Here is a 21454-nt window from a genome sequence, read left to right on the forward strand (position 1 = left end):
GTGTCCATGCCGACAGGTGCATGCGCCATGTCACGTTGGTCGTCAGCGCTAGCGAGCGTTGCGCGGCGGTTTCAGCGCGGCCTGCGGACCGGTGGCGTGGTTCGGCGGCGGCGTGCGACGTGCAAGTCGGCCAGCGTCTGCTCGATTGGCCAGGGGCGATCTGGCACCCGCCGTCTTCCTGCAGCATCGGGCAACGTCTGCTGCAGACGCGCTGTCTTGATTCGCGGGGTCGTTCAGTCCTCTAGTTCTTCCCAGCGGGCGTAGGCGGATTCCAGTTCGCTCTGCAGGGCGGCGAGCGCCTCGTTGGCGGCGACAATGGCATCGCTGTCCTGCTGGTAGAAGCCGGGGTCGTTCATCGCTTCGGTGCGCGCGGCGATGTCGGTCTCCAGTTGCTCGATGCGGGCGGGCAGCTGTTGCAGTTCACGCTGGTCCTTGTAGCTGAGCTTGCGCGCGGGTTGTTTGCTGTCCTTTCGTTGCGCAGGACTGCTTGCGTCTGTCTCGGATGGCGGCGTGACTTTCGCGGGGGCCCGGGTTGCGTCGGGGGAACGGGCTTGCGGACGCTGGCGCAGCCAGTCGGCATAGCCGCCGACGTATTCGCCGATGTGGCCGTTGCCTTCCATCACCAGGGTGCTGGTGACCACGTTGTCGAGGAATTCACGGTCGTGCGAGACCAGGAGCAGCGTGCCCTTGTAGTCGGCCAGCAGGTCTTCCAGCAGCTCCAGCGTCTCGACGTCGAGATCGTTGGTGGGTTCGTCCATCACCAGCAGGTTGGACGGCTGGGCGAACAGCTTGGCCAGCAGAAGGCGGTTGCGTTCGCCGCCGGACAGCCGCGTGATCGGTGCGCGGGCGCGTTCGGGCGCGAACAGGAAGTCCTGCAGGTAACCCATGATGTGGGTGCGCTTGCCGTTGAGTTCGATGAATTCGCGGCCCTCGGCGACGTTGTCGGCGGCGCTGAGATTTTCGTCCAGGCGCGCGCGGTGCTGGTCGAAGTAGGCCACTTCCAGGCCCTGGCCGATCTTCACGCTGCCGTGGTCGGGTGCGTTCTGGCCGAGCAGCAGGCGGATCAGTGTGGTCTTGCCGGCGCCGTTGGGGCCGATGATGCCGATGCGGTCGCCGCGCATCACGGTAGTGGAGAAGTCCTTCACCAGCACGCGGTCGCCGTAGCGGAAGGTGATGTCCTTCGCCTCGATGACCTTGCGGCCCGAGGCCTGCGCGTCGGCCAGCTGCATCTTCGCGGTGCCGGTCTTCTCGCGGCGTTCGGCGCGTTCGGCGCGTAGCGCCTTCAGCGCGCGCACGCGGCCCTCGTTGCGGGTACGGCGGGCCTTGATGCCCTGGCGGATCCACGCTTCCTCCTGCGCCAGGCGCTTGTCGAACAGGGCGTTGGCCTGGGCTTCGGCGTGGGCGCGTTCCTCGCGCCGGCGCAGGTAGTTGTCGTAGTCGCCGGGCCAGTCGGTGAGTCGGCCGCGATCGATTTCGACGATGCGCGTGGCCAGCTGGCGCAGGAAGCGGCGGTCATGGGTGACGAACACGATGCTGCCGCTGAAGTTGCGCAGGAACTCCTGCAGCCAGTCGATGGCTTCGATGTCGAGATGGTTGGTCGGCTCGTCCAGCAGCAGCACGTCGGGCGCACACACCAGAGCCTGCGCCAGCAGCACGCGGCGCTTCATGCCGCCGGACAGCGCGGCGAAGTCGGCGTCGCCGTCGAGCTCCAGGCGCGACAGGGTCTGGCTGACGCGAGTGTCCAGATCCCAGCCGTGACCGGCCTCGATGCGTTCCTGCGCGCGGGCCATGGCCTCGGTGTCGCCTTCGTGGGCGGCGTGGTGGAAGGCGGCCAGCTGCGCGCCCAGATCGCCCAGTCCGGAGGCAACCACGTCGAACACGCTTCCGTCGGCATCCTGCGGCACTTCCTGGGTCAGGCGCGCCACGCGAATGCCGGTCTGGCGGCGAATTTCGCCGTCGTCAGGCACGATGGTGCCGTCCAGCAGCCGCAGTAGCGTGGATTTGCCGGCCCCGTTGCGACCGACCACGCAGACGCGTTCGTTGCTTTCCAGGGTGAAGTCGATGCCGTCGAGCAGCAAGGGGCCGCCGACGCTGTAGTCGACCTTGAGAAGTTGAATCAGGGACATGACGTCATTGTACCGGGGTCGGACGCGTAGAATGCGCACGATTCCCCCCACGCAAGGAGAAACGTTCATGGTGGACTGGAACGAGCGCTATGCCGGCGACGGCTACCTGTTCGGCACGGCGCCGAGCGCGTTCATGGTCGCGCAGCAGTCGCGTCTGCCGAAGCAGGGCACGGCCCTGGCGGTGGCCGATGGCGACGGCCGCAACGGCGTATGGCTGGCCGAGCAGGGGCTGGACGTGCTGGCCGTGGACGGCTCGCAGGTCGGGCTGGACAAGAGCCGACGACTGGCCGCCGAGCGCGGCGTGCAGCTGCGCTACGAGCTGGCGGATCTGGCGAACTGGGATTTCGGCCGCGAGCGCTTCGACGTGATTGCGGGCATCTTCATCCAGTTTGCCGACCCGGATTTCCGCGCGCGGATGTTCGCGGACATGCAGCGCGCGCTCAAGCCGGGCGGTCTGCTGCTGTTGCAGGGCTACCGTCCCGAGCAGCTGGAGTACGGCACCGGCGGCCCGCCCGAGGCGGAGAACATGTACACCGAACCGATGCTGCGCGAAGCCTTCGCGGACCTGCAGATCGAGCACCTGGCCAGTTACGACGCCGAGTTGCACGAGGGGCGGCATGAGGGCATGTCCGCGCTGATCGACCTGGTGGCGCGCAAGCCGGCGGTTGCGTGAACGCGAAGCGTGCGGTGAGCCCTGGTCCGCGGCGCGGCCCGGTATGCGGACGCATCGCCGTCCGCTCGATGCTGGCGGTGCTGTCGATCCTGTTGCTTGCGTCGTCGCCGCTGTACGCGGCGATTCCGGTCTACGGCTTCAAGGTCGTGCACCGGTATCCGCACGACAGCAATGCGTTCACCGAAGGGCTGTTCTACCGGGACGGGTTTCTCTACGAGAGCACTGGCATGGAGGGCGCTTCGTCCGTGCGCAAGGTCGCGCTACGCAGTGGCAAGGTTGTACAGCAGTCCTGGCTGCCACCGAAGATCTTCGGCGAGGGCATCGTCGCCTGGAAGGATCGTCTGATCCAGCTGACCTGGCGTCAGCACATGGGCCTGGTCTACGACCTGCATACGCTCAAGCCCGTGCGCCTGTTCCGTTATCCCGGCGAGGGCTGGGCGCTGACACGGCACGGTGACCGGCTGTACATGAGCGACGGCACGCCGAATCTGCGCGTGCTCGATGCGGACACGCTGCGCCAGATCGGCACGATCCATGTCACTGCGGACGGCCAGCCGGTGCACAACCTCAATGAGCTGGAGTGGGTCGACGGCCAGTTGTTCGCCAACATCTGGCAGTCCACACGCATCGCGCGCATCGATCCGGCCACCGGGCACGTCGTCGGCTGGATCGAGCTGAAAGGATTGCTGGATGTGAGCAAGCTGCCCAATCCCGAGGACGATGTGCTCAACGGGATCGCCTGGGATGCCGAGCACAGGCGGCTGTTCGTGACCGGCAAGTGCTGGCCGACGCTGTTCCAGATTCGCCTGGTGCCGCCGCGGCAACGGCGCGTGGCGGCGCTTCGGCTCGGACGATGACGGGCGCATCGTGCGTGGATGACGATTGCAAGCGCATGTCCGTGTGCGCCGTGCACTCGCTTCGGCGCGCGGAAGCGGGCACGATCACAACATGAGTACTCCCAATGCATCCCGCCCTCTTCGCGTCGGTCTGATCGGTTACGGCTACGCCGGCTGCACTTTTCATGCGCCGTTGATCGGCGCTGTGGATGGCATGGACGTCGCGGTGGTGGCATCCAGTCAGCCGGTGCAGGTGCAGCGCGACATCCCGCATGCGGAAGTCGTGGCCGATGCGGCGGCGCTGATCGCGCACGAGGATGTCGATCTGGTTGTGATCGCCGCCCCCAATGCGGCGCATGCGCCCTTGGCCGAGGCGGCCTTGCGCGCGGGCAAGCATGTGGTCGTGGACAAGCCCTTCGTGCTGGACCTGGCGCAGGCTCGCCACGTGACGCGACTGGCGAAGGAGTCGGGGTGCGTGCTTTCGGTGTTCCAGAACCGGCGCTGGGACAGTGATTTTCTCGCCGTGAGCGAGGCCATTGCCGCCGGGCGGATCGGTCGCGTGGTGCAGTTCGAATCGCGCATCGATCGTTTCCGTCCCGAGGTGCGCGAGCGCTGGCGCGAACAGGCCGTGCCGGGCGCCGGACTCTGGTTCGACCTCGGCCCGCATCTGATCGATCAGGCACTGGTGCTGTTCGGGCTGCCTCAACGCGTCACGCTGCACCGCCTGGCGCAACGCAGCGGAGGTGTGGTCGACGACTGGTTTCACGCGGTGCTCGATTACGGCGTGCTGCAGGTGATCCTGCACGCCGGCATGTTGGTGGCGGGCGACACGCCCCGGTTTCTGGTGCATGGCGAGCGCGGCAGTCTTTGCAAGCAGGCTGCCGACCCGCAGGAGACCCAGTTGCGAGAAGGCATGCGGCCGGGCGCGGAGGGGTGGGGAGAAGATTCCGATCCGCTGCGGCTCACCGATGGCAACGGCGAACAGGTTTCCCTGGCTGCACCGTCCGGCGATCATCGTCTTTATTATGCTGCCGTGCGTGACGCCGTCCTTGGCATTGCGCAGCCTCCAGTTACACCGGTGCAGGCGCTTGCGCTCATGGCCGTGCTCGAGGCCGGTGCGAAATCGGCACGTGCCGGTGCCAGCGAAGATCTGGATCTGAGTTCCGAGGAGTGGGCGGCGGCGCAGGCAGGTTTTCCCGCACTGCAATCAGCGGCAGTCGCTTTGCGCAGCGTGCCGGACTGACTCTCTCTGTTCGCCACATCCGCGCAGGAAGTTGGCGTTACGCGCGCGACATAGGATGATCGGTCCGGAGCCATCGAGGGCGATTCGATGAACACTGCATTGCGCGCCGACCCGCTGCCGGGACCGCAGGGACAGTTCGATCATGTGCGGATGGCCGACGGTCAGCTGCTTTTCCGTCGTCGCTGGCCGGACCCTTCCACGCAGCGAGGCGTGCTTCTGGTGCACGGACTGGGCGAGCACAGCGGCCGCTACCGGCACATCGCTGCCTGGTTTTCCGGCCGCGGTTGGGATGTCTGCAGCTACGATCAACGCGGTCACGGACAGTCACCTGGGCCGCGCGGCGCCTTGCGGCGCAGCGACGATCTGCTGACCGATCTGGCGGCGATGTACGCCGCGTACGCCATCGACTTCGAAACGCCGCCGCTACTGTTCGGGCACAGCATGGGTGGACTGGTCGCGGCGCATGCCGTGCTCGAAGGGCGGGTACGACCGTCGGCGATGGTGCTCTCCTCGCCGGCGTTCCGCAGTCACGAGTCGGCCTTGATGCAGCGTCTGGCCGGTGTGCTCGCGAGCGTGATGCCGAATCTTCCGCTTCGAAACGGACTCAAGCGACAGTACCTGTCCCATGACGCCGCGGTGGCACCGTTCTACGACGACGATCCGAACTGCGACAACCGCATCACGCCGCGACTGGCCGATTTCATCTTCCGTTCCGGCGCTTACTGCATCGCGCAGGCCGATGATCTCTCCGTGCCGGCGTTGTTGTTGGCTGCCGGTGACGATCATCTGGTCGATGCCTCGGGAAGTTGCGACTTCATTGCCGCGGGTCCGCCGTCGAGGCTGGACGGCCGAGTGCTCGACGGGCTGTATCACGAAATCTTCAATGAGGCCGAGCCGGCGCGCAGCCGCGTGTTCGCGCAGTTGGGCGAATGGCTGGACGAGCAGTTCGCGTCGGACGACGCGGGGACCGAATGAGCCGGTCAGACAGCATAGCGGTCGCGGATGTGTTCGACGCATCCGGCAGAACGTTGAAGAAGCGGATCTACAACCGCTTACGAAAAAGGCGCCCGAATCGGGCGCCTTTTTCTTGATGTGCGGTCGAAGCGGGATCAGTTCGCCGCACTTGCGGGCTTTACACCGTCGACAATTTTGAACGCGGTGCCGACGACCTTGGACAGATCGCCCATGTCCGATGGCACGATCATCACGTTGGACTCCTTGGCGATGCCGCCCCACTGGCTGATGAAGTCCTGCGCCACCTGCATCTTCATGGCGTCCTGTGCGCCGGCCTGCTGCAGTCCGGCGCCGACGGTCGCCAGCGCGCGGGCAGTGGCTTCGGCCACGGTGGTCACGGCCTGGGCGTCGCCCTCGGCCTGCAGGATCTTGGCGCGTTTGGCGCCTTCGGCACGGTTGATCTGCTGTTGGCGTTCGCCCTCGGACACGTTCACCGCCTGCTGCTTTTCGCCCTCGGACTTGGCGATCAGCGCGCGTTTCTGGCGTTCGGCGGTGATCTGCAGTTCCATCGCGCGGATCACTTCCTGCGGCGGGTTGATGTCGCGGATTTCGTAGCGCAGCACTTTCACGCCCCAGTTGGTGGCGGCGCGGTCCAGCTCGCTGACGATCGATTCGTTCAATTCGGTGCGCGAGGACAGCACTTCGTCGAGCTGCTTCTTGCCGACGTCCGAACGCATGATGGTCTGCGCCAGCTGCTCGACCGAGGACATCGGGTCGGAAGTGCCGTAGGCGGCCGCCTTGGGGTCGGTGATCTGCAGATACAGCACGCCGTCGATGGAAATCTGCGTGTTGTCCTTGGTGATACAGACCTGCTTTTCGACGTCCATCGGCGTCTCGCGCAGATCGAACTTGTAGGCGACGTTGTCGACAATCGGAATAAGCAGATTGAGGCCGGGTTCCAGCACGCGATGGAAACGGCCGAGACGTTCGACCACCCAGGCGTGCTGCTGCGGCACGATGCGCAGGCCGCGGCTGATCAGGGTAAGCGCGATCACCACCAGGACGATGGCGAAAACAAGACTCACGGACATGGAGCTCTCCTTGTCAAAAAGAAATGGAAGGCCGCGCTGCGGTTATGCAGCGTCGGCGGCCAGGACCAGCACGTTGCCGTCGCGGGCGACGATGCGCAGGGTCTGGCCAGGATGCGGCGTGGCGGCGGATGCGTCCTGCATGCGCGCGTGCCAGGCAGTGCCGCGGTAGGACACGCGCAGGTGATCGTCGTTGATCGACGTGACCTGCACGGTACGTCCGACATCGTCATGAGTGACGTGCTCGGACGCATGATTGCGCAAGCGGCCGCGCATCCAGTGCGCCACGGGCATGCCCAGCACGGCGACCACCGCCGTGATGCCCAGGGTCATGGGCAGGCTTGCGCCGGCAAAGGCTGCGCCGGCGCCGACGAAGCAGGCGACCGCCACGGCAATCAGATAGATGGTGAGTGTGTGCATTTCGGACACGGCGACGATCGCGCCGACCACCAGCAAGGCGGTGCCGAGCATCTGCGAAGCGTTCATGGTTCCCCCTCCTTCGCACCGATTCTGCGGGCGCGTTCGAGGGTGCGCTGCTAGGGAATCAGGCAGGTGTGTATTTTACCGCAAATGGGGCGCCGTTGCCGGATTTTCGGGGGCGATTCCGGGCGGTTCCGTGGGGGTGCGCCGCGTGCCTGCGTAGGTCTTCGACACACGCTGTTCGAAGCGTGTGCAGCGTGTGTCGAAAGCGATGTCCGCGTGGCGGTGGTGCGCCGCGAGCGTGCATTGCGCGCACCCTTGCGGCAGTAGTGATTCAGGGCACGGGGTGTCCGGTGCTGGCGGTCCAGATCGCGTACCAGTCTTCGGTGGAAAGGGGTACGTCGAGTGCCGCCACGGCATCGCGCAGACCGTCGATGCGGCCGCTTCCGGTGATCGGGTGCGGACGGGACGGATGGCGAAGCATCCACGCATAGGCCAGCGTCGCCAGCGACACGCCGAGCCGTTCGGCCATCGGCTGCATCACGTCGCGCACGCGCACGGCGGTCTCGTCCTCGCCGGTGAAAAGCCGACCGCCGCCGAGCGGCGACCAGATCATCGGCCGCAGCCCCAGCCGTTGCGCCTGGTCCAGCGTGCCGTCGTCCAGCGCATCGAGATGCAGCGGCGACAGTTCGATCTGGTTGGTGACCAGCGGGTGATGTGCCTGCAACAACTCGAACTGGCTTGTGGTGTGGTTGGACACGCCCCAGTGCGCGACCTTGCCTTCGTTCGTGAGCGCGGCGAAGGTCCCGGCCAGCATTTCGGCGTCCATCAGATAGTCCGGGCGATGGATCAGGACCAGGTCCAGTTGATCGACATGCAGCTTGCGCAGCGACGCTTCGACCTGCGCGCGCACATATGCAGGCGAAGTGTCGTAGTGCTGCACGGCCACACCGCGCTGTGTCGACTTCAGCCGGATGCCGCATTTGGTGACGATGCGCAGGTACGCGCGCAGCGAAGGCGATGCCTTCAGCGCTTCGCCGAACAGCGTCTCGACCGCGTGGTCGCCGTAGATATCGGCATGGTCGAACGTATGGATGCCCAGCTCTAACGCCTGCTCGATCCAGCGCACGCGCGCCGGCACATCCAGATTCCACTCGGCCATGCGCCACATGCCGGCGACGATGGGGGAGAGCAGGGTTTTGTCCATGGTGTTCATGCGCGTTCGCTGCGGGATCGGTCGCTCAGTGTCGCAATCGGTCGGAGCGCTCTCAAGCGTCCAGTGATGTCGTTTACGACGCCCAGCGCATCTTCGTGCCGACCCATTGCCAGCGACCGGCGACGAGCCGGAAGTACACGGTATACCCATTGCCGGCCATCGGCCCCGCGTGGATGTCGAGATTCGCTTCCGCGCGATCTGCTTCGGTCCGATGAAAATGGGATGTGCTGATCAGCACGGCGTGCTCGCCGGTGAGGCGATAGGTCACGGGCACCGATGCTGCGGTGCAGGCCGAGGCGGGAACGGCGCCGGGTACGTTGCGCTGCACCCGTTTCAGCAAGGCGGGCGAGGGGTCGCGATCATCGACGCGGATGCACGTATACGCATACCCGCCGGGGAAGGTCGCGTGTTCGAGTGCTTCGAATGCGGCATGTGCCGGGAATGTCCGCGATGGCGTGCCGCTGGCAGCGAGCATTCCGCCAAGCAGCAACATGTGCACGAACGTTCAGGCCATCCACATCAGGAACAGCGCCACCGCGGCCGGCAGCGCCTGGACCACGATAATGCGGCGATTGGCAGTGAAGCCGCCGAACAGTCCGGCGAGGACCACGCAGGCCAGAAAGAACGTCTTGATCGCCAGCCCATGCGCGTTGTCGACCAGTCCCCAGATCAGTCCTGCGGCGAGAAAGCCATTGTACAGCCCCTGGTTGGCGGCGAGCACGCGGGTCGCTTGCGCCTGCTCGTGGCGCAAGCCGAATACGCGGCGACCGACCGGTGTAGTCCACAGGAACATTTCGAGAATCAGAAAGCCCCCGTGCAGCACGGCGATCAGACTCACCAGGATGTCGGCGCTTGTGGACATGCGTTGATCCCTCATGCGTGGTGAACGCGAATGACGGCATCATGCCATTCGCGTTCGGGTGGCGCTTTCATTCGTCGCTGCGCAACAGCGAACCGAAAGTCAGATAGAGCGCGCGGTGACCGCCCTGGGCCTGTCCGTAGCCGAGGAAGATGGGCCCCAGGTAGGTATCGATGCCGAGGAACAGGCTTCCCGCGAAAATCGGGTCGCGACCGATCTGGCTGCGTTTGTCCCAATCGCCGCCCGCTTCCAGGCTTCCGCCCAGATAGACCGGGACGCTGAACAGGTGCTGCGCGTTGGTCAGTCGGCGATAGTAGACCGCGCGCGCCAGAGCCGTCTGTCGTGCATAGATCTGGTTGTCCGCATAACCGGAAAGGTGGGTCAGGCCGCCGAGAGCGCCGTAGTCGATGAAGCGGATGTCACGAGGGGACCCGCTGGCCGAATGGGCGCTTGCGCCCAGCAGCAAATGGTTGGCGCCGGACGACAGGGCTGTATCCCAGCGCAGGCGACTGATGCGCTGGGTATCCGGGGAACCCAGCTGACGCAGAAGGATTTCCTGGGACAGGTCCAGGCGTGTGCCGCGGGAAGGGAAGGCGGAGCTGTCCAGGGAATCATGCGACACGCGCAGCAGCACGCCGCCGAAGTCCGAGGAGAAGTTGGGAAAGACGGGCAGTCCTACGCGCAGGCGCGTACTGTCGTGGCCGCGTTCCAGGGCGGCGGAAAGCTGCCACATCGCGTTGGGTGTCCAGCCCAGTTCCAGTGCGGCGCGGCTGCGGTGCTGGCGGTATTCGGCGTAATTGATCGAGCCGCCGCCTTGCAGCGGGACATCGTAGGCCCTGTATTGCAGATAGGGTGCAACGTAGAAACGCCCGCGTTTGCCGAATGGCTGCAGGAATTCGCTGAACAGTTCAGTCACTTCGCCCAGCTGCACGCGGTTGCGCAGTTGGCCGCCATGGTCGTTGAGACCGGTCAGGTTGGCTTCGGTGAACAATCGGTAGCTGTTTCGTCCGGCGAAGTTGTCGGAAAGGCGCATGCCGAAGCGCAGGTAGTTCGGTCCCCAGTCCTTGTCGACCGGCTCCACTTTCAGTCCGGTCTTGCCGTCCCGTTCTTCCAGGTCGTAGGCGATGCGCTGGTAGGTGCCGTAGCCGTAGGCGCGGCCGATGGCCTTGTCCAGCCGGCGCGGGTCGAAACGCCGGCCGACTTCGTCGGAGAGGCGTTGCTCGATGTAACCCGATGTGCGGCTGCCATCGTGAAGCACATCCAGGAATGCGATCAGCGGCGGATCGAAGGGCGCTGGATGATGCGCTGCGGCGAAGCGGGCATAGGTGGCCACATCCACCGCGTCCCGTTGCAAGGACGAAGCGCTCTTCTGTGCGGCCTGTTCGCCGAGTTCGATGGCCTGCGACGCCCGGTCGAAACTGGCGCTGGTCAAGTCGCCCAGCGCCGGCGTGATCAGGATGTCGTCGGGACCGAGCGTGGCCAGTTGCTTGTCGGTCTCGCGTTTCATCATCACGGTCAGCATCTGATTGGCGATGTGGAAGGGCGAATTCAGTTCCTTCTCGGCGGCAAGCGGCTGGCTGACGTCGACCACGATCATTCGCTGCGCGCCCATCTCGCGGGCCAGGTCGATGGGCACGTTGTCGACCATGCCACCGTCGACCATCAGGTGGCCGCGATAGCGGATGGGCGCAAAGGCGCCCGGCACGGACATGCTGGCGCGGATGGCCAGGGCCAGATCGCCTTTCGAAAAGACCACTTTGCGGCCTGTTCCGATTTCGGTGGCGACGGCGCGGAAAGGGATGGGAAGGTGGTCGAAGTCGGGTATCTGGTGTGTCGACAGCAGCAGCCGACGCAGCAGCAGTTGCATCTTCTGGCCCTGAATGACGCCGCGGGGCAGGGCGATGCGACCGTCGTGCAGGCCCAGTTCGATGCCGCCCAGGAAGCGCAGCTCGTCGCGCTTGCGGCGCATCGGGAGGTCCTCGCGGGGTGGGTCGTCGCGGAACATGTCCTTCCAGTCGATGCGCTGGAGGATGTCCTGAATCTGATCGGCCGAATAGCCGGCCGCGTACAGGCCGCCGACGATGGCCCCCATTGATGTGCCGGCGATGCAGTCGATGGGCACGTGCTCGCGTTCGAGCACCTTGAGTACGCCGATGTGCGCTGCTCCGCGGGCGCCGCCGCCGCCCAGCACCAGACAGGTCTTCGGACGTTGCGCATGCGCGCTGGCAGCCAGCCCGAAAAGCATGGCGGCGGCGATCCAGGCTCGGGTCCGGTGAAGCATGTCCACTCCCCTCGCGCCCTGCCGGTCGGCCTGTGCCGGCTTCGTGCGGGCTTGTTGCAAGCCTATCGGAGAGTGGACGCTCGGGCATCCCGCACCGTGAGGGGCGTGGCCTGTGCTCGTGGCGGCAGGCGCAATGGCCTGCACGCGGCATGTCGTGTAGGCCGAGTCGGTGTGGGTCGGTGTGGGTTTGTCTGTCTCGGACAAGCGGCGATTTCGTCGGAATGATCGCAGCAGGCCGGGACTCAGGCGGCGCGGGTTTCGTTCTGCTCGGCGTCGGTGCGTTTCAGCGATTTGTGCGATTCCTCGTCGCTGCCCTGCTTCCAGTAGCTGGAGATGTACACCTGCTTCCGCGTCATGCCGCGGATGTCACGGAAGTGCGTGCGCAGCGCGAGCATGCTGGTGAATTCGCAGGCTGCCCAGATGTTGACCTCACCTTGTGGCCACGGGAGCGCTTCGACTGCGTCCAGAAGCGGTGTCGTGTACCCGGGGCGCGGATTGAGGACCCATTGCAGCTCGAATCCGGTGGGAGCGGACAGCGTCTGGATATCGGCTTCGTCCGGCACTTCGATGATCGCGCGGCCGTGAGCGTCCGGAGGCAGTTGTTCGAGGTTCACGCTGAGCGCAGGCAGGGCGGTCATGTCGCCGACCATTAATATCCAGTCGGCTTTGGGATCGACCTGTTTCTTGGGACCGGGGCCGGCAATTTCGATGGCGTCGCCGGGAGCGCAGCTCAGTGCCCAGCCGGAAGCCGGGCCGCCGCCATCCTCGCCGTGCAGCGCGAAGTCGATGTCGATGGCGTCGTCGCGCTGCGCGCGCACGGTGTAGGTGCGCAGAAGCGGACGATCCTGGCCAGGAACCGGGAGAAGCAGTTTGACGTAGGCACTGGCCTGATCGTCGGGAAAGCGTTGCATGCCTTCGCCGCCCAGGGTCACGCGCAGCATGCGTGGAGTGACGGCATGTTTGCCGAGAACGGTGAAGCGGTAGGGGGCGGGACGATTCATGTTCAGGACTCCGTGGTGTCCAGGTTGGCCGCCATGGTTTCGGCCATGCGCACGAATGTCGCGACGGACGTCGGCGGTAGGCCGCGCACCATGCGGGTGCCGGCTTCGCGTTCGGCCTCGGCAACGCGTGCGCGCAGGCGTTTGCCGGAAGCGGTCGGCGCGAGGAGTTGGCGGCGGCCGTCGTCAGGGTCGGGGCGGCGCGTGATCAGTCCGGCCGCCTGCAGGTCGTGCACGACACGGGTGATCTGCGACTTGTCGCGATGCATGCGTTCGGCGATGGCCTGCGCGGTACATTTCGGCAGGCCGCAGATCGCCTTCAATGTGCGTACGTGCGAAGAGGGCAGGTCGATGCCGGCAGCGCGATAAGCCTCGCGCATGGCGCGCTTGTAGGCGTGCAACAGACGATGCAGGGCATCACCGGGGGGCGTGGAGGACATGGCGGGATAAAGTTGACAATATCAACCATATTCTTGCCGTCATGGTTGACTTTGTCAACTAACTTCGGGGCATTTCCAATGCAATACCTCAGTGGCAGAACAACTGATACCAGTGCCGGCAGCGGAAGCGCACCGCGCAGCGCTTGAGCTGCGCGCCGTACTGGCGGGAGCGGTAGGCTACGCCGTTGGCCGTGCGAAGCAGCGAGCGATTGCGCTTCCAGTGTCCGCTACGGTAGCCGCCGATACCCTCGTGGTAGGCGAGGTACAGGTGCTTGGCGTCCCATTTGGAAATGCCCAGCGCGCGATGGATACGGTCGGTGTACCAGCCGATGAAGTCCAGCGCGTCCTTCATGTCCGTTCGACTCTTGAACAGGCCGCCGTTGGCTTTCTTGTAGTCCTCCCATGCCGGGTCCTGGATCTGTGCGTAGCCGTAGGCGCTGGATTTGCGCGGCAGGGGAATGAACAGGAACCAGGGGCGGTCGGGCCGCGCGCGCTTGCGAAAGCTCGACTCGCGATTGATGAAGGCCATCAGCACATGGATCGGGGTGCCCCAGCGCTTCTGCGCGTCGTGAGCCGCGTCGTACCAGTCCGGATGCTGGTCGAACACCTTGCACAAATTGTCGGTGTGCCGGGGCGGGTTCGAGGCACAGCCGGCGAGCAGGATCAGGCAGAGCGCGGTGAGTGCGCACGAGACGATGCGGTATGCGCGAACGGTCCTTGTAGCAGTCATGCGCCCTAGGGTAGCAGTGACGCTGAGCGATAAAGCAGAAAGCCAGCGTGTGAACACTGGCTTTCTGTGGGCGGGCTTACCCTTTCACGGATCGGGTCCCCCAACCTTCACCGTGTCGTGCCTAGGTCGAACCCCACTTGCCGATACGCGCCGGCCGTCCAAGCGCGAAACGCGATGCCGCATGTGGAGCACGAATAGCTTCCGTGATTCATGTCCCAATGTCTGTAGGGGAAAGCTGATCCATGATGTGGTCGTCCACCCGCGCAGGAGAGGTGGCACATGAAGTGCCGTCGAGCAGGCGATGCATAGGTTATGTCCGGTGCGACCCGCCGTGTCGGGATGGAGGTGGTCGGGATCGCTACGGTGTTCGCGCTGCTCGACGAAGTGCCAATGCGGTATTGAAAGCGGGTGATAGGCGGTGAGCAGGGTCACAAGAGGTCCGTGTTCTCGCCCATTCCTTTGGAATATCCGCCTACCATGACCCATGGCCTTGACGGAGTAGGTTGCGCAAAGTGTACTATGTATCGTAGTACACCATACGGAGAGCGGACATGCCGCGCACCCAAGTCCTGGCCATACAAGTCGCGACCGGCGATTCGCGCCCGCTGAGCAAGCAGATCGTCGATGCCGTGCGCATGAAGATCGCCACCGGCGAACTCGAGTCGGGCGGCAAACTGCCCAGCGTGCGCGGTCTTGCCCAGCAGTTGGGTATCAACCCGAACACCGTGGCCAAGGCCTATGCCGAACTCGGCAGCGAGGGCTGGGTGGAGTCGCGGCAGGGATTGGGCTTGTTCGTGGCACCGCCGCGTCAGCGCTTGAGCGACGACGAGCGCGAACGCCGTCTGGACGACGCCATTCGCCACTTCGTGCATGAAGTGGTGGCGCTGGATTACCCGCCGCAGCAGGCCTTGCAGCGTCTGGATGAAGCGCTGCGTGTCCTGATACGCAAGACCGCCTGAGGGATTTCACAAGGAATTTTCCGATGAGCGAGTACGTCATCGAGACCGAGGCGTTGTGCAAGCGCTACGATCGTAAACTTGCGCTGGATCATCTGGATCTGCGCGTGCCGCGCGGCAACGTGCACGCGATCGTCGGCGCCAACGGTGCGGGCAAGTCCACACTGTTCCGGATTCTGCTCGGATTCTTGGCGCCCAGCAGCGGGCATGCGCGCATTCTCGGTTGCCGCAGTGACGCCTTGACGCCGGCGTTGCGCGGCCGCATCGGCTTCGTGAACGAAGAGCACTCTCTGCCGCGATGGATGCGCGTGGACGCCGTGACGCGCATGCAGCGCAAGCAGTACGCGCACTGGAATCAGGCTGCGTTCGAGGAAGTCATCGGGCACTACCACGTACTTCCGGAGCAGAAGGTCGGCCAGCTTTCGCGTGGCGAACGGGCGGGGCTGAATCTGGCCCTGGCTCTGGCGCAGTCGCCGGAATTGCTGGTGCTGGACGAGCCGACGCTGGGCCTGGATGTCGTGGCCAAGCGCGCATTCCTGGAGGCGCTGCTGTATTCCAGCGCGGCCGAGGCCTGCACGGCGATCTACTGTTCGCACCAGATGGAGGAGGTCGAGCGCGTGGCCGACAATCTCATCGTGATGGAGCACGGGCGGCTCATGCACATGTCGGCGCCGGAGGATTTCTGCGCCCGCGTGCGTCTGTGGATCGCCGACATGCCGTTCAAGGGGCCGCCGCCTTCCGAGGTGCCGGGCCTGCTCGAACACAAGCGCATCGAGGGCCTGCATCACTACCTGGTGCTGGATCAGGACGATGACTTCGGCAGCTTTCTCGAAAGCCACGGCGTGCGTTCGATGCAAAGCATGCCGGTCAGCCTGGATCGTGCCGTGAACGGTTTTCTGGGCAAGAACCACGCTTCTCCCGCGGCGGCCTGACGGCGAGCCCTTTCCCCGAGCGCGTCGCCGACGCGCGTCCGATGTCGAGGTTGGATCATGTTCGAACTGTTCAAGGCCGAACTGCAGCGTTTCCGTGGCTGGGCCATCGCCTATGCGGCGCTTCATCTGGTGGTGCTGTTCCTTATTTGCCGCCTGCTCGATCCAGGGCAGCAGACGCTGTTGTTCTATCAGGCTTTCGCGGCGGTCTACCTGCTGAGCGGCGTCGTGCTGGGCGTGGTGCAGATGAGCGGATACCGACGCGGCAGCGCGTGGCTGAATCTGCTGCACCGGCCCCTGGCACCCTGGCGCATTGCCTTGGCGCTGACTGGAGCGGGCGCGGTTCTGTTGGCCGCGGCGATCGTGCTGCCGCTGCTGGCGGCGCTGGGGTATCAGATTGCGTTCACGGCGCGGGTGGTCGATCTGCGCCATGGACTGCTGCCCCTGGCGGCGCTGCTGCTGACCTCCTGCGGTTATCTCGCAGGCAGCTATGTCACGCTGGCGAACCGGCGGATCGCCGTCACGGCGATCATCTTCGTGCTGGCGTTGTACGAGAGTCGTGCGGGCGGCGTCGACGCGTTGGTGGTGCAGGCACTGGTTCTGCTCTGGCTTGCGGGGTTGTTGTGGACGGCCTTCAAACCGGACCTGAGCGCGCTGCCGCGAAGTCTTCCCGCCACGCTGATCACGGCCTTGCCGTTGCAGATGACGATCATGCTGGGTTTCGCGCTGCTGGCGCTGGGCGGGGAGATGGTCTGGACCATGCTCGGCACGGATCCGATCAACATGACCGCACCACCGTCCGACGGCTACGTCGCGCTGAGCCGCATGACGGGCAATCAGCGCATGAAGGCCGCGTTGAAGGGCATGCATGACCGCGAGAGCGAAGTGCTGCGCAGGCAGATTGATCTGTCCAAGGTCTACACGCTTGGCGAGAAGATCGGCGGGGCCGTGCGGCGAGGCCGTCTGACCAACGAAGCGCCGACGGCATTCGTCGATGCGCAGCGCGGGCAGCGCCTGGTGTTCAGTCAGGATCGCATGCGTCTGGAGGTCTTTCGGCAGCGGGATGGGAAGCGTGTCGGAGAGATCGGCATCGGACGCCGGCAGGCCGCTTTTCCGGTTCCCGTGCAGCCGGTGGGCACCCTGCCGGGACTGCGGCCTGGCGATCAGATGCTGTTCGGCGGTCATGTCATATATCAGTACGACAGTGCTGCGGCGCAGGTTCGTCCGCGCATCACGCTGCCCGCCGGCGAAACGGCGTTCGACATCGAGCCGGTCGGTGCGCAGTTGGCCGTGGTCAGCAATCGGGCCGTGTATTTCTACGACAGCCTGCCACTGGTCGATGGGCTGGGGGCGATGAAACCGCGCCAGCGCGTGCAGCTTCCCGGTAACTTCGGCGATCTGGCCCGGCTCGACGTAGTCGAGATGGTGGATGGCTATCTGATCGATTTCGATCTGAGCGGCGGTGCCTATCTGCCGCATGGCGTGCATCCGGTACAGGTGCTGGTGCATGTGCATGACGATGGGCGCGTGAAGACGCTCGCACGTCGCGAACTGCATCAGGATTTTCCCGCGATCTTCCGCTATCGGCATTGGTTGCCGTCGCCGCTGCTCTATCGTCTGGGTGAGGCGGGCCGGAATCTGTTCGCGCCACCGCGGGCCTATGCGACGTCGAGGACACCGGTCCCGGCACCGATGTGGTGGCTGGCCGGGGCGTGGTCGGTGATCGCGCTCATCGGTGGCGTGTGGCTGGGGGCGCGTCGTCGCATACCGTGGCGCGCGCGAATGGCCTGGTTGGCGGCGTGTCTGGCGATCGGCGTGCCAGCCTGGATCAGTCTGTGGCTGCTGTATCCGCGCAACGCATCGGAATCCGTGTCGTGAAGCGGGCAGCAGATCGACTCGTGAGACCTGCTCTCCGGCGTCTCGCGTCAGCGCTTGCGGTGATGATGATGGCGAGTGCTTCGGCGCAGCCCGCACCAATGGGTTCCGGTACCTGGCGTGCTGCCGTCGCCGCGGAGCGTGCACGACCTGCTGCTCCTCATGTGTCGTTGGCATCGTATCTGAGCCGTGCGGCGACGTCGGCCGTGACGCTGTCTCCGGATGGCCGTTTCGTGGCGTATCTGCGCTTGCAGGGGAACGAGCGTGCGGTGTGGCTGCTGCCGACAGGTGGCGGCCCGGCTCGGCGTCTGCTTCGCCGTGCCGATGCCGTGCAGCTGGCCTTCACGCACGATAGCCGGCACCTGCTGCTGGTGTCCTCGCGACAGGTCTTCGCGATATCGACCGACGACGCGCGGGAGAACGGCATCGTCACCACATTGGGCGGACCGGCGCAGCGGGAATGGATGGGTGTCGATCCGCGGCATGCTTCCGCCGTGATCGTGCGCGAGCAAGTGCCGGACGCGCAGGGCGGCACACGCTGGCGCCTGGTGCGCATCGGCCTGCGCGGACAGCGCACCGTGCTGGACATCTCCGCGGATCGCATCGTCGATTACGCCTTCGACGGCAAGGGGCGTCTGCGTTTTATGGCGCGCTATCGCCAGGGTGCGATTGTGATTCTGCATCGCGATGTCGGTGGGACATGGCATGCGGTCAGGCATTGTCGAGATCTGCGTGTGTGCAACTTCCTGTCGGCAAGCCCCGATGGGCGGTCGCTGCTGTTGAGCGGGAATCTGGACGGTGACCTGATCGGCCTGGAGCGACTCGATGCGGAGGGACATCTGCACACGGTGCAGCGCGATCCGCACGGTCGCGCCGATCTGGAGTGGGTGACGCTCGATCCGGACAGCGGGCGGCCGTTGATCACGGGGTACCGCAGCGTTCACGCTGCTGACTACGGTCTGACGCGAGCCATGAAGACGCAGATGAAGCGTTTGGATCGACGTCTGCATGAGCGCGATCTGCACATCGATGTTGGACGTGGGCCGCATGCGCGCTGGCTGATATCGGTGCGTTCCAGCCGGCTGCAGGGGCGACATTGGTATCTATACGATCCGCGTACCGGTTCCCTGCGGCGGATTCTCGATTTTCCGCGCCTGGATCGCGATCGCAGGCCGATTGCCTCGGTGCCGGCGACCGCGACATCGCGCAAGATCCCGTTCTCCTATCGCGCTTCGGACGGCATGCGGCTGGTCGGTTTTCTGTCGTTGCCGCCGGGCCGGGACCCGGCGCATGTGCCGCTGGTGGTGCTGGCGCACGGCGGTCCGTGGAATCACGTGCGGCCGGAGTTCTCGGCCTATGTGCAATTACTGACCGATCGCGGCTACGCCGTGTTCGAGCCGGACTTCCGCGGCTCCACCGGGTTGGGGCGCCGCTACATGCTCGCCGCGCACGGTGACTACGGCAACGGGCGTGTGCAGCAGGACATCGTCGATGGCGTGCACTTCCTGTTGCATCGGCACATCGGCGATCCGGATCGCGTCGGTATCTTCGGCGCGTCGTTCGGCGGTTATGCCACGTTGCTGGGGATGACCTGGCAGCCGGATCTGTTCAAGGTCGGCGTCGCCATCGTGCCGCCAACGGACTTTTCCTGGACCGTGCGCTGGATTGCGCGCAGTCGGGAGGCGCTGAGACTCTCGTCGGCGATTCCGTTCGTGGACTGGATGCGTCAGCTCGACCTGGACCCGGACGATCCGGTCCGCATGCGGCGCTTGCACGAACAGTCACCGTTGGCCAACGCCCGGCGCGTGCGCGGGCCGCTGCTGATGATGGCCGGCGGCATGGATCGCCGTATCGCACTGCGTGGCGTGATCGCGTATGCCGCACGCCTGCAGATGCTGCACAAGGATGTCAGCCTTCTGATCGACCCGGATGCCGGGCATGTCGCCGAGAACGACCTGGCGCGTCAGGTCATGGGCTATCTGATTCTGCGCATGCTGCATCGTCATCTGGGCGGGGCAGCGCCGCGTCCGCCGGATGTCGAAATGCGCACCTATATGCAGCGGAATCTGCGCATCGCCGGTCCGGGCCTCGGCTCGGTGCCAGGCGTGACCGGGCATCAAGATGCGCAGTCCGTGCCTGTCGCAACGGATCCATGACAGACACCGTTCGACGCCGAGGAGCCGAGGGTGGCTCGCGGATGAGCTCTGGAGACTCGGAAAGGTATCGCGCGGTGCCCGTTCAGGTGCGCTTGATCGGCTGGTGGTTGGCGATGTGCTGCCTGCGTCCTGCAACGGCCCAGAACGCCAGCATCACGGGTAGTGCGTAGAGTCCCGCAAGCAGCAGACCGATTGCACTCTGCGGGTCGGGATGCCAGTGGAAGATGTCCATGTACAGATAGCCGAACCAGGCCATGTAGAGGACGGTAGAGGCCAGCAGGATCGCCTCAGCCCGCCGTTCCGAGAACAGCAGGGCAAGCAGCAGCGTGATGCACAGCGGTCCCAGCGCGAACGGCGCGAAGAACAGTCCGGTCAGGGCGGGTGTCGCCTCGATACAGAGAAGGACCAGCCCGATCAGTATCGCCGCCACTGTGGTCGTCAAGGTCGCGCGGCGCATGATGGATGGTCCTCAGTGCCCGGTCGCCGACGTGGGCCGTGCATGGCCGGACGTCGCTTTGTTGAGCACCTCGAAGTTGTGCGGTTGCAGCTCCGGCTGCGTCTTCAGGTACTGGGTGATGGTGAACAACTGCACGATGCTGGCCGAGGACACGACGGGATTACCGCTGCAGGTGGCCGGCGTGTTCTTGCTGGTGGGTACCACGTATCGTTTCGATGTGCGGCCGATGCAGACGCAATGGGCCGTCTTGCCGTCCATACTGGGCGTACAGACCTTGTCCAGACAGAATGCCCAGGTGGTTGGGCCGGGGCAGGTCACGAAGCTCTTGATCGGGTAGTAGCGCGATGGAATCCGACCTTGCGCTTCCAGCTGCTGGATCTGGGCGCAGGTCTGGGTGCCGGCCGACCAGCCTTTCTTCACCTTGCAGGTGCAGTCGTACTGGTTGTTCCCGGCTGGTGTGCATGTGGCCTTGGTGCACAAGGCATAGCGAGCGTTGCAGACGGTGAAGGGGGCGCTGGTATCGATCCCGGCCAGCATGTCGCGAGGATGGGTCTTCGCGGGAGCATGCTGGGCAAGAGCCGTGTGGCCGATCATGCAGGTCAGTGCGAGCACGACGAATCCGAGCGTCTTCATACGGCCTCCTCCTGCACGGAATCCTTCTCTTGCTTATCATGAGCCGACTTTTTTATATATACAATCAAAAAGTTGCGTCATTCGATTCAGGCTTGATAAGCATGGTGAGCGACATGTTTGTCCGGCATGGCCCATTGCACGGCCCCATTGCAGGGATGGATGTGGTCGAATTGCGGCAGGGAAGCCGCGATGTGTTCGCTTGACGCTCCTGGATACGGACATGCGCGGCCGGGCGTCGCGTGCACAGCCGTGCGTCCGGCGCACGCGTGTTCCCGGTCTGATCCTGGGCGACATGGCTTTCGGCACTGGATGGACCACGCCGATGACCTCATGATTATCTTGTCTATTTTCGTCGAATGCCGGGAGACTGCCATGCTGACGTTCGTGCTCTGGCTTCTGTTGCTCGTGTTCTGTTGGCCGCTGGCGCTGCTTGCGCTGGTGCTCTATCCGTTCGTGTGGCTGCTTCTGCTGCCGTTCCGGCTGCTCGGTGTGGCGGTCGAGGGCGTGTTCGCCTTCCTCAAGGGAATCGTCATGCTGCCTGCTCGCATCCTGGGCGTACGCCCGGGTTAGCCATCATCGCGATG

Annotated in this window: 21 protein-coding genes; 9 read left to right on the forward strand and 12 right to left on the reverse strand. The window is 65.0% G+C overall.

Annotated features, from left to right (window positions below):
• Positions 1-233: 233 nt before the first annotated feature.
• Positions 234-2126 (reverse strand): ATP-binding cassette domain-containing protein, encoded by a 1893-nt coding sequence (locus HF690_RS10935; protein ID WP_168609460.1) that lies wholly within the window; start codon positions 2124-2126, stop codon positions 234-236.
• 67 nt (positions 2127-2193) lie between these two features.
• Here HF690_RS10935 and HF690_RS10940 point away from each other — a divergent pair, with 67 nt between their 5' ends.
• The 4 genes from HF690_RS10940 (at position 2194) to HF690_RS10955 (ending at position 5853) form a co-directional block, all read left to right on the forward strand.
• On the forward strand, positions 2194-2799 hold the full coding sequence (locus HF690_RS10940; RefSeq protein WP_168609461.1) for a class I SAM-dependent methyltransferase: 606 nt from the start codon (positions 2194-2196) through the stop codon (positions 2797-2799).
• 68 nt (positions 2800-2867) lie between these two features.
• Positions 2868-3656 carry a glutaminyl-peptide cyclotransferase gene (locus HF690_RS10945; RefSeq protein WP_168609654.1) on the forward strand — a complete coding sequence of 263 codons (789 nt, stop codon included), beginning with the start codon at positions 2868-2870 and terminating at the stop codon, positions 3654-3656.
• 91 nt (positions 3657-3747) lie between these two features.
• Complete coding sequence (locus HF690_RS10950; protein ID WP_168609462.1) at positions 3748-4878, forward strand: oxidoreductase; 1131 nt, start codon at positions 3748-3750, stop codon at positions 4876-4878.
• 87 nt (positions 4879-4965) lie between these two features.
• The gene (locus HF690_RS10955; RefSeq protein WP_168609463.1) at positions 4966-5853 is read left to right on the forward strand and encodes an alpha/beta hydrolase; all 888 of its coding nucleotides are present in this window, start codon (positions 4966-4968) and stop codon (positions 5851-5853) included.
• Positions 5854-5987: 134 nt separating this feature from the next.
• On the opposite strand, the gene HF690_RS10960 is transcribed toward HF690_RS10955, so the two are convergent.
• From HF690_RS10960 to HF690_RS11000, 9 genes are all read right to left on the reverse strand, one after another.
• The gene (locus tag HF690_RS10960; protein ID WP_113063779.1) at positions 5988-6923 is read right to left on the reverse strand and encodes an SPFH domain-containing protein; all 936 of its coding nucleotides are present in this window, start codon (positions 6921-6923) and stop codon (positions 5988-5990) included.
• A gap of 42 nt (positions 6924-6965) precedes the next feature.
• Positions 6966-7406 (reverse strand): NfeD family protein, encoded by a 441-nt coding sequence (locus HF690_RS10965; RefSeq protein ID WP_168609464.1) that lies wholly within the window; start codon positions 7404-7406, stop codon positions 6966-6968.
• Positions 7407-7674: 268 nt separating this feature from the next.
• Positions 7675-8556, reverse strand: a complete 882-nt coding sequence (locus HF690_RS10970) for an aldo/keto reductase (RefSeq protein ID WP_240151729.1) — start codon at positions 8554-8556, stop codon at positions 7675-7677.
• Between the two features lie 73 nt (positions 8557-8629).
• Complete coding sequence (locus tag HF690_RS10975) at positions 8630-9049, reverse strand: hypothetical protein (protein ID WP_168609465.1); 420 nt, start codon at positions 9047-9049, stop codon at positions 8630-8632.
• A 12-nt stretch (positions 9050-9061) separates the two neighbouring features.
• Positions 9062-9418: a DUF1304 domain-containing protein gene (locus HF690_RS10980; RefSeq protein WP_168609466.1), complete on the reverse strand. Its 357-nt coding sequence runs from the start codon at positions 9416-9418 to the stop codon at positions 9062-9064.
• Positions 9419-9485: 67 nt separating this feature from the next.
• The gene (locus tag HF690_RS10985) at positions 9486-11696 is read right to left on the reverse strand and encodes a patatin-like phospholipase family protein (protein WP_168609467.1); all 2211 of its coding nucleotides are present in this window, start codon (positions 11694-11696) and stop codon (positions 9486-9488) included.
• A 242-nt stretch (positions 11697-11938) separates the two neighbouring features.
• Positions 11939-12697: a siderophore-interacting protein gene (locus HF690_RS10990; RefSeq protein WP_168609468.1), complete on the reverse strand. Its 759-nt coding sequence runs from the start codon at positions 12695-12697 to the stop codon at positions 11939-11941.
• Positions 12698-12699: 2 nt separating this feature from the next.
• Positions 12700-13134 carry a MarR family winged helix-turn-helix transcriptional regulator gene (locus HF690_RS10995; RefSeq protein WP_113063773.1) on the reverse strand — a complete coding sequence of 145 codons (435 nt, stop codon included), beginning with the start codon at positions 13132-13134 and terminating at the stop codon, positions 12700-12702.
• Between the two features lie 88 nt (positions 13135-13222).
• The gene (locus tag HF690_RS11000; protein WP_168609469.1) at positions 13223-13864 is read right to left on the reverse strand and encodes a transglycosylase SLT domain-containing protein; all 642 of its coding nucleotides are present in this window, start codon (positions 13862-13864) and stop codon (positions 13223-13225) included.
• A gap of 551 nt (positions 13865-14415) precedes the next feature.
• Here HF690_RS11000 and HF690_RS11005 point away from each other — a divergent pair.
• The 4 genes from HF690_RS11005 to HF690_RS11020 all read left to right on the forward strand — a co-directional run bounded on the left by HF690_RS11005 (position 14416) and on the right by HF690_RS11020 (position 19780).
• The gene (locus tag HF690_RS11005) at positions 14416-14823 is read left to right on the forward strand and encodes a GntR family transcriptional regulator (RefSeq protein WP_168609470.1); all 408 of its coding nucleotides are present in this window, start codon (positions 14416-14418) and stop codon (positions 14821-14823) included.
• 23 nt (positions 14824-14846) lie between these two features.
• Complete coding sequence (locus tag HF690_RS11010; RefSeq protein ID WP_168609471.1) at positions 14847-15752, forward strand: ABC transporter ATP-binding protein; 906 nt, start codon at positions 14847-14849, stop codon at positions 15750-15752.
• 57 nt (positions 15753-15809) lie between these two features.
• Complete coding sequence (locus HF690_RS11015) at positions 15810-17627, forward strand: hypothetical protein (RefSeq protein ID WP_168609472.1); 1818 nt, start codon at positions 15810-15812, stop codon at positions 17625-17627.
• Positions 17628-17830: 203 nt separating this feature from the next.
• On the forward strand, positions 17831-19780 hold the full coding sequence (locus HF690_RS11020; RefSeq protein ID WP_168609473.1) for a prolyl oligopeptidase family serine peptidase: 1950 nt from the start codon (positions 17831-17833) through the stop codon (positions 19778-19780).
• A gap of 82 nt (positions 19781-19862) precedes the next feature.
• Here HF690_RS11020 and HF690_RS11025 read toward each other — a convergent pair whose 3' ends face one another.
• Positions 19863-20237 carry a hypothetical protein gene (locus tag HF690_RS11025; protein WP_168609474.1) on the reverse strand — a complete coding sequence of 125 codons (375 nt, stop codon included), beginning with the start codon at positions 20235-20237 and terminating at the stop codon, positions 19863-19865.
• A 12-nt stretch (positions 20238-20249) separates the two neighbouring features.
• On the reverse strand, positions 20250-20870 hold the full coding sequence (locus HF690_RS11030; protein ID WP_168609475.1) for a hypothetical protein: 621 nt from the start codon (positions 20868-20870) through the stop codon (positions 20250-20252).
• A gap of 372 nt (positions 20871-21242) precedes the next feature.
• On the opposite strand from HF690_RS11030, the gene HF690_RS11035 reads away from it, so the two are divergent.
• Positions 21243-21440 (forward strand): hypothetical protein, encoded by a 198-nt coding sequence (locus HF690_RS11035; RefSeq protein WP_113064017.1) that lies wholly within the window; start codon positions 21243-21245, stop codon positions 21438-21440.
• Positions 21441-21454 lie beyond the last annotated feature (14 nt).

It is taken from the genome of Oleiagrimonas citrea (genome assembly GCF_012395255.1).
Lineage (GTDB): Bacteria > Pseudomonadota > Gammaproteobacteria > Xanthomonadales > Rhodanobacteraceae > Oleiagrimonas > Oleiagrimonas citrea.

Bases quoted from the DNA above. Each gene is read 5' to 3' on its own strand.
- HF690_RS10945 (WP_168609654.1), top strand. From the start codon at position 2,868: ATGCTGGCGGTGCTGTCGATCCTGTTGCTTGCGTCGTCGCCGCTGTAC.
- HF690_RS10935 (WP_168609460.1), bottom strand. From the start codon at position 2,126: ATGTCCCTGATTCAACTTCTCAAGGTCGACTACAGCGTCGGCGGCCCC.
- HF690_RS11035 (WP_113064017.1), top strand. From the start codon at position 21,243: ATGCTGACGTTCGTGCTCTGGCTTCTGTTGCTCGTGTTCTGTTGGCCG.
- HF690_RS10990 (WP_168609468.1), bottom strand. From the start codon at position 12,697: ATGAATCGTCCCGCCCCCTACCGCTTCACCGTTCTCGGCAAACATGCC.
- HF690_RS11005 (WP_168609470.1), top strand. From the start codon at position 14,416: ATGCCGCGCACCCAAGTCCTGGCCATACAAGTCGCGACCGGCGATTCG.
- HF690_RS10950 (WP_168609462.1), top strand. From the start codon at position 3,748: ATGAGTACTCCCAATGCATCCCGCCCTCTTCGCGTCGGTCTGATCGGT.
- HF690_RS10985 (WP_168609467.1), bottom strand. From the start codon at position 11,696: ATGCTTCACCGGACCCGAGCCTGGATCGCCGCCGCCATGCTTTTCGGG.
- HF690_RS11015 (WP_168609472.1), top strand. From the start codon at position 15,810: ATGTTCGAACTGTTCAAGGCCGAACTGCAGCGTTTCCGTGGCTGGGCC.
- HF690_RS11025 (WP_168609474.1), bottom strand. From the start codon at position 20,237: ATGCGCCGCGCGACCTTGACGACCACAGTGGCGGCGATACTGATCGGG.
- HF690_RS10975 (WP_168609465.1), bottom strand. From the start codon at position 9,049: ATGTTGCTGCTTGGCGGAATGCTCGCTGCCAGCGGCACGCCATCGCGG.
- HF690_RS11030 (WP_168609475.1), bottom strand. From the start codon at position 20,870: ATGAAGACGCTCGGATTCGTCGTGCTCGCACTGACCTGCATGATCGGC.
- HF690_RS10995 (WP_113063773.1), bottom strand. From the start codon at position 13,134: ATGTCCTCCACGCCCCCCGGTGATGCCCTGCATCGTCTGTTGCACGCC.
- HF690_RS10955 (WP_168609463.1), top strand. From the start codon at position 4,966: ATGAACACTGCATTGCGCGCCGACCCGCTGCCGGGACCGCAGGGACAG.
- HF690_RS10965 (WP_168609464.1), bottom strand. From the start codon at position 7,406: ATGAACGCTTCGCAGATGCTCGGCACCGCCTTGCTGGTGGTCGGCGCG.
- HF690_RS10940 (WP_168609461.1), top strand. From the start codon at position 2,194: ATGGTGGACTGGAACGAGCGCTATGCCGGCGACGGCTACCTGTTCGGC.
- HF690_RS10970 (WP_240151729.1), bottom strand. From the start codon at position 8,556: ATGAACACCATGGACAAAACCCTGCTCTCCCCCATCGTCGCCGGCATG.
- HF690_RS11000 (WP_168609469.1), bottom strand. From the start codon at position 13,864: ATGACTGCTACAAGGACCGTTCGCGCATACCGCATCGTCTCGTGCGCA.
- HF690_RS10960 (WP_113063779.1), bottom strand. From the start codon at position 6,923: ATGTCCGTGAGTCTTGTTTTCGCCATCGTCCTGGTGGTGATCGCGCTT.
- HF690_RS10980 (WP_168609466.1), bottom strand. From the start codon at position 9,418: ATGTCCACAAGCGCCGACATCCTGGTGAGTCTGATCGCCGTGCTGCAC.
- HF690_RS11010 (WP_168609471.1), top strand. From the start codon at position 14,847: ATGAGCGAGTACGTCATCGAGACCGAGGCGTTGTGCAAGCGCTACGAT.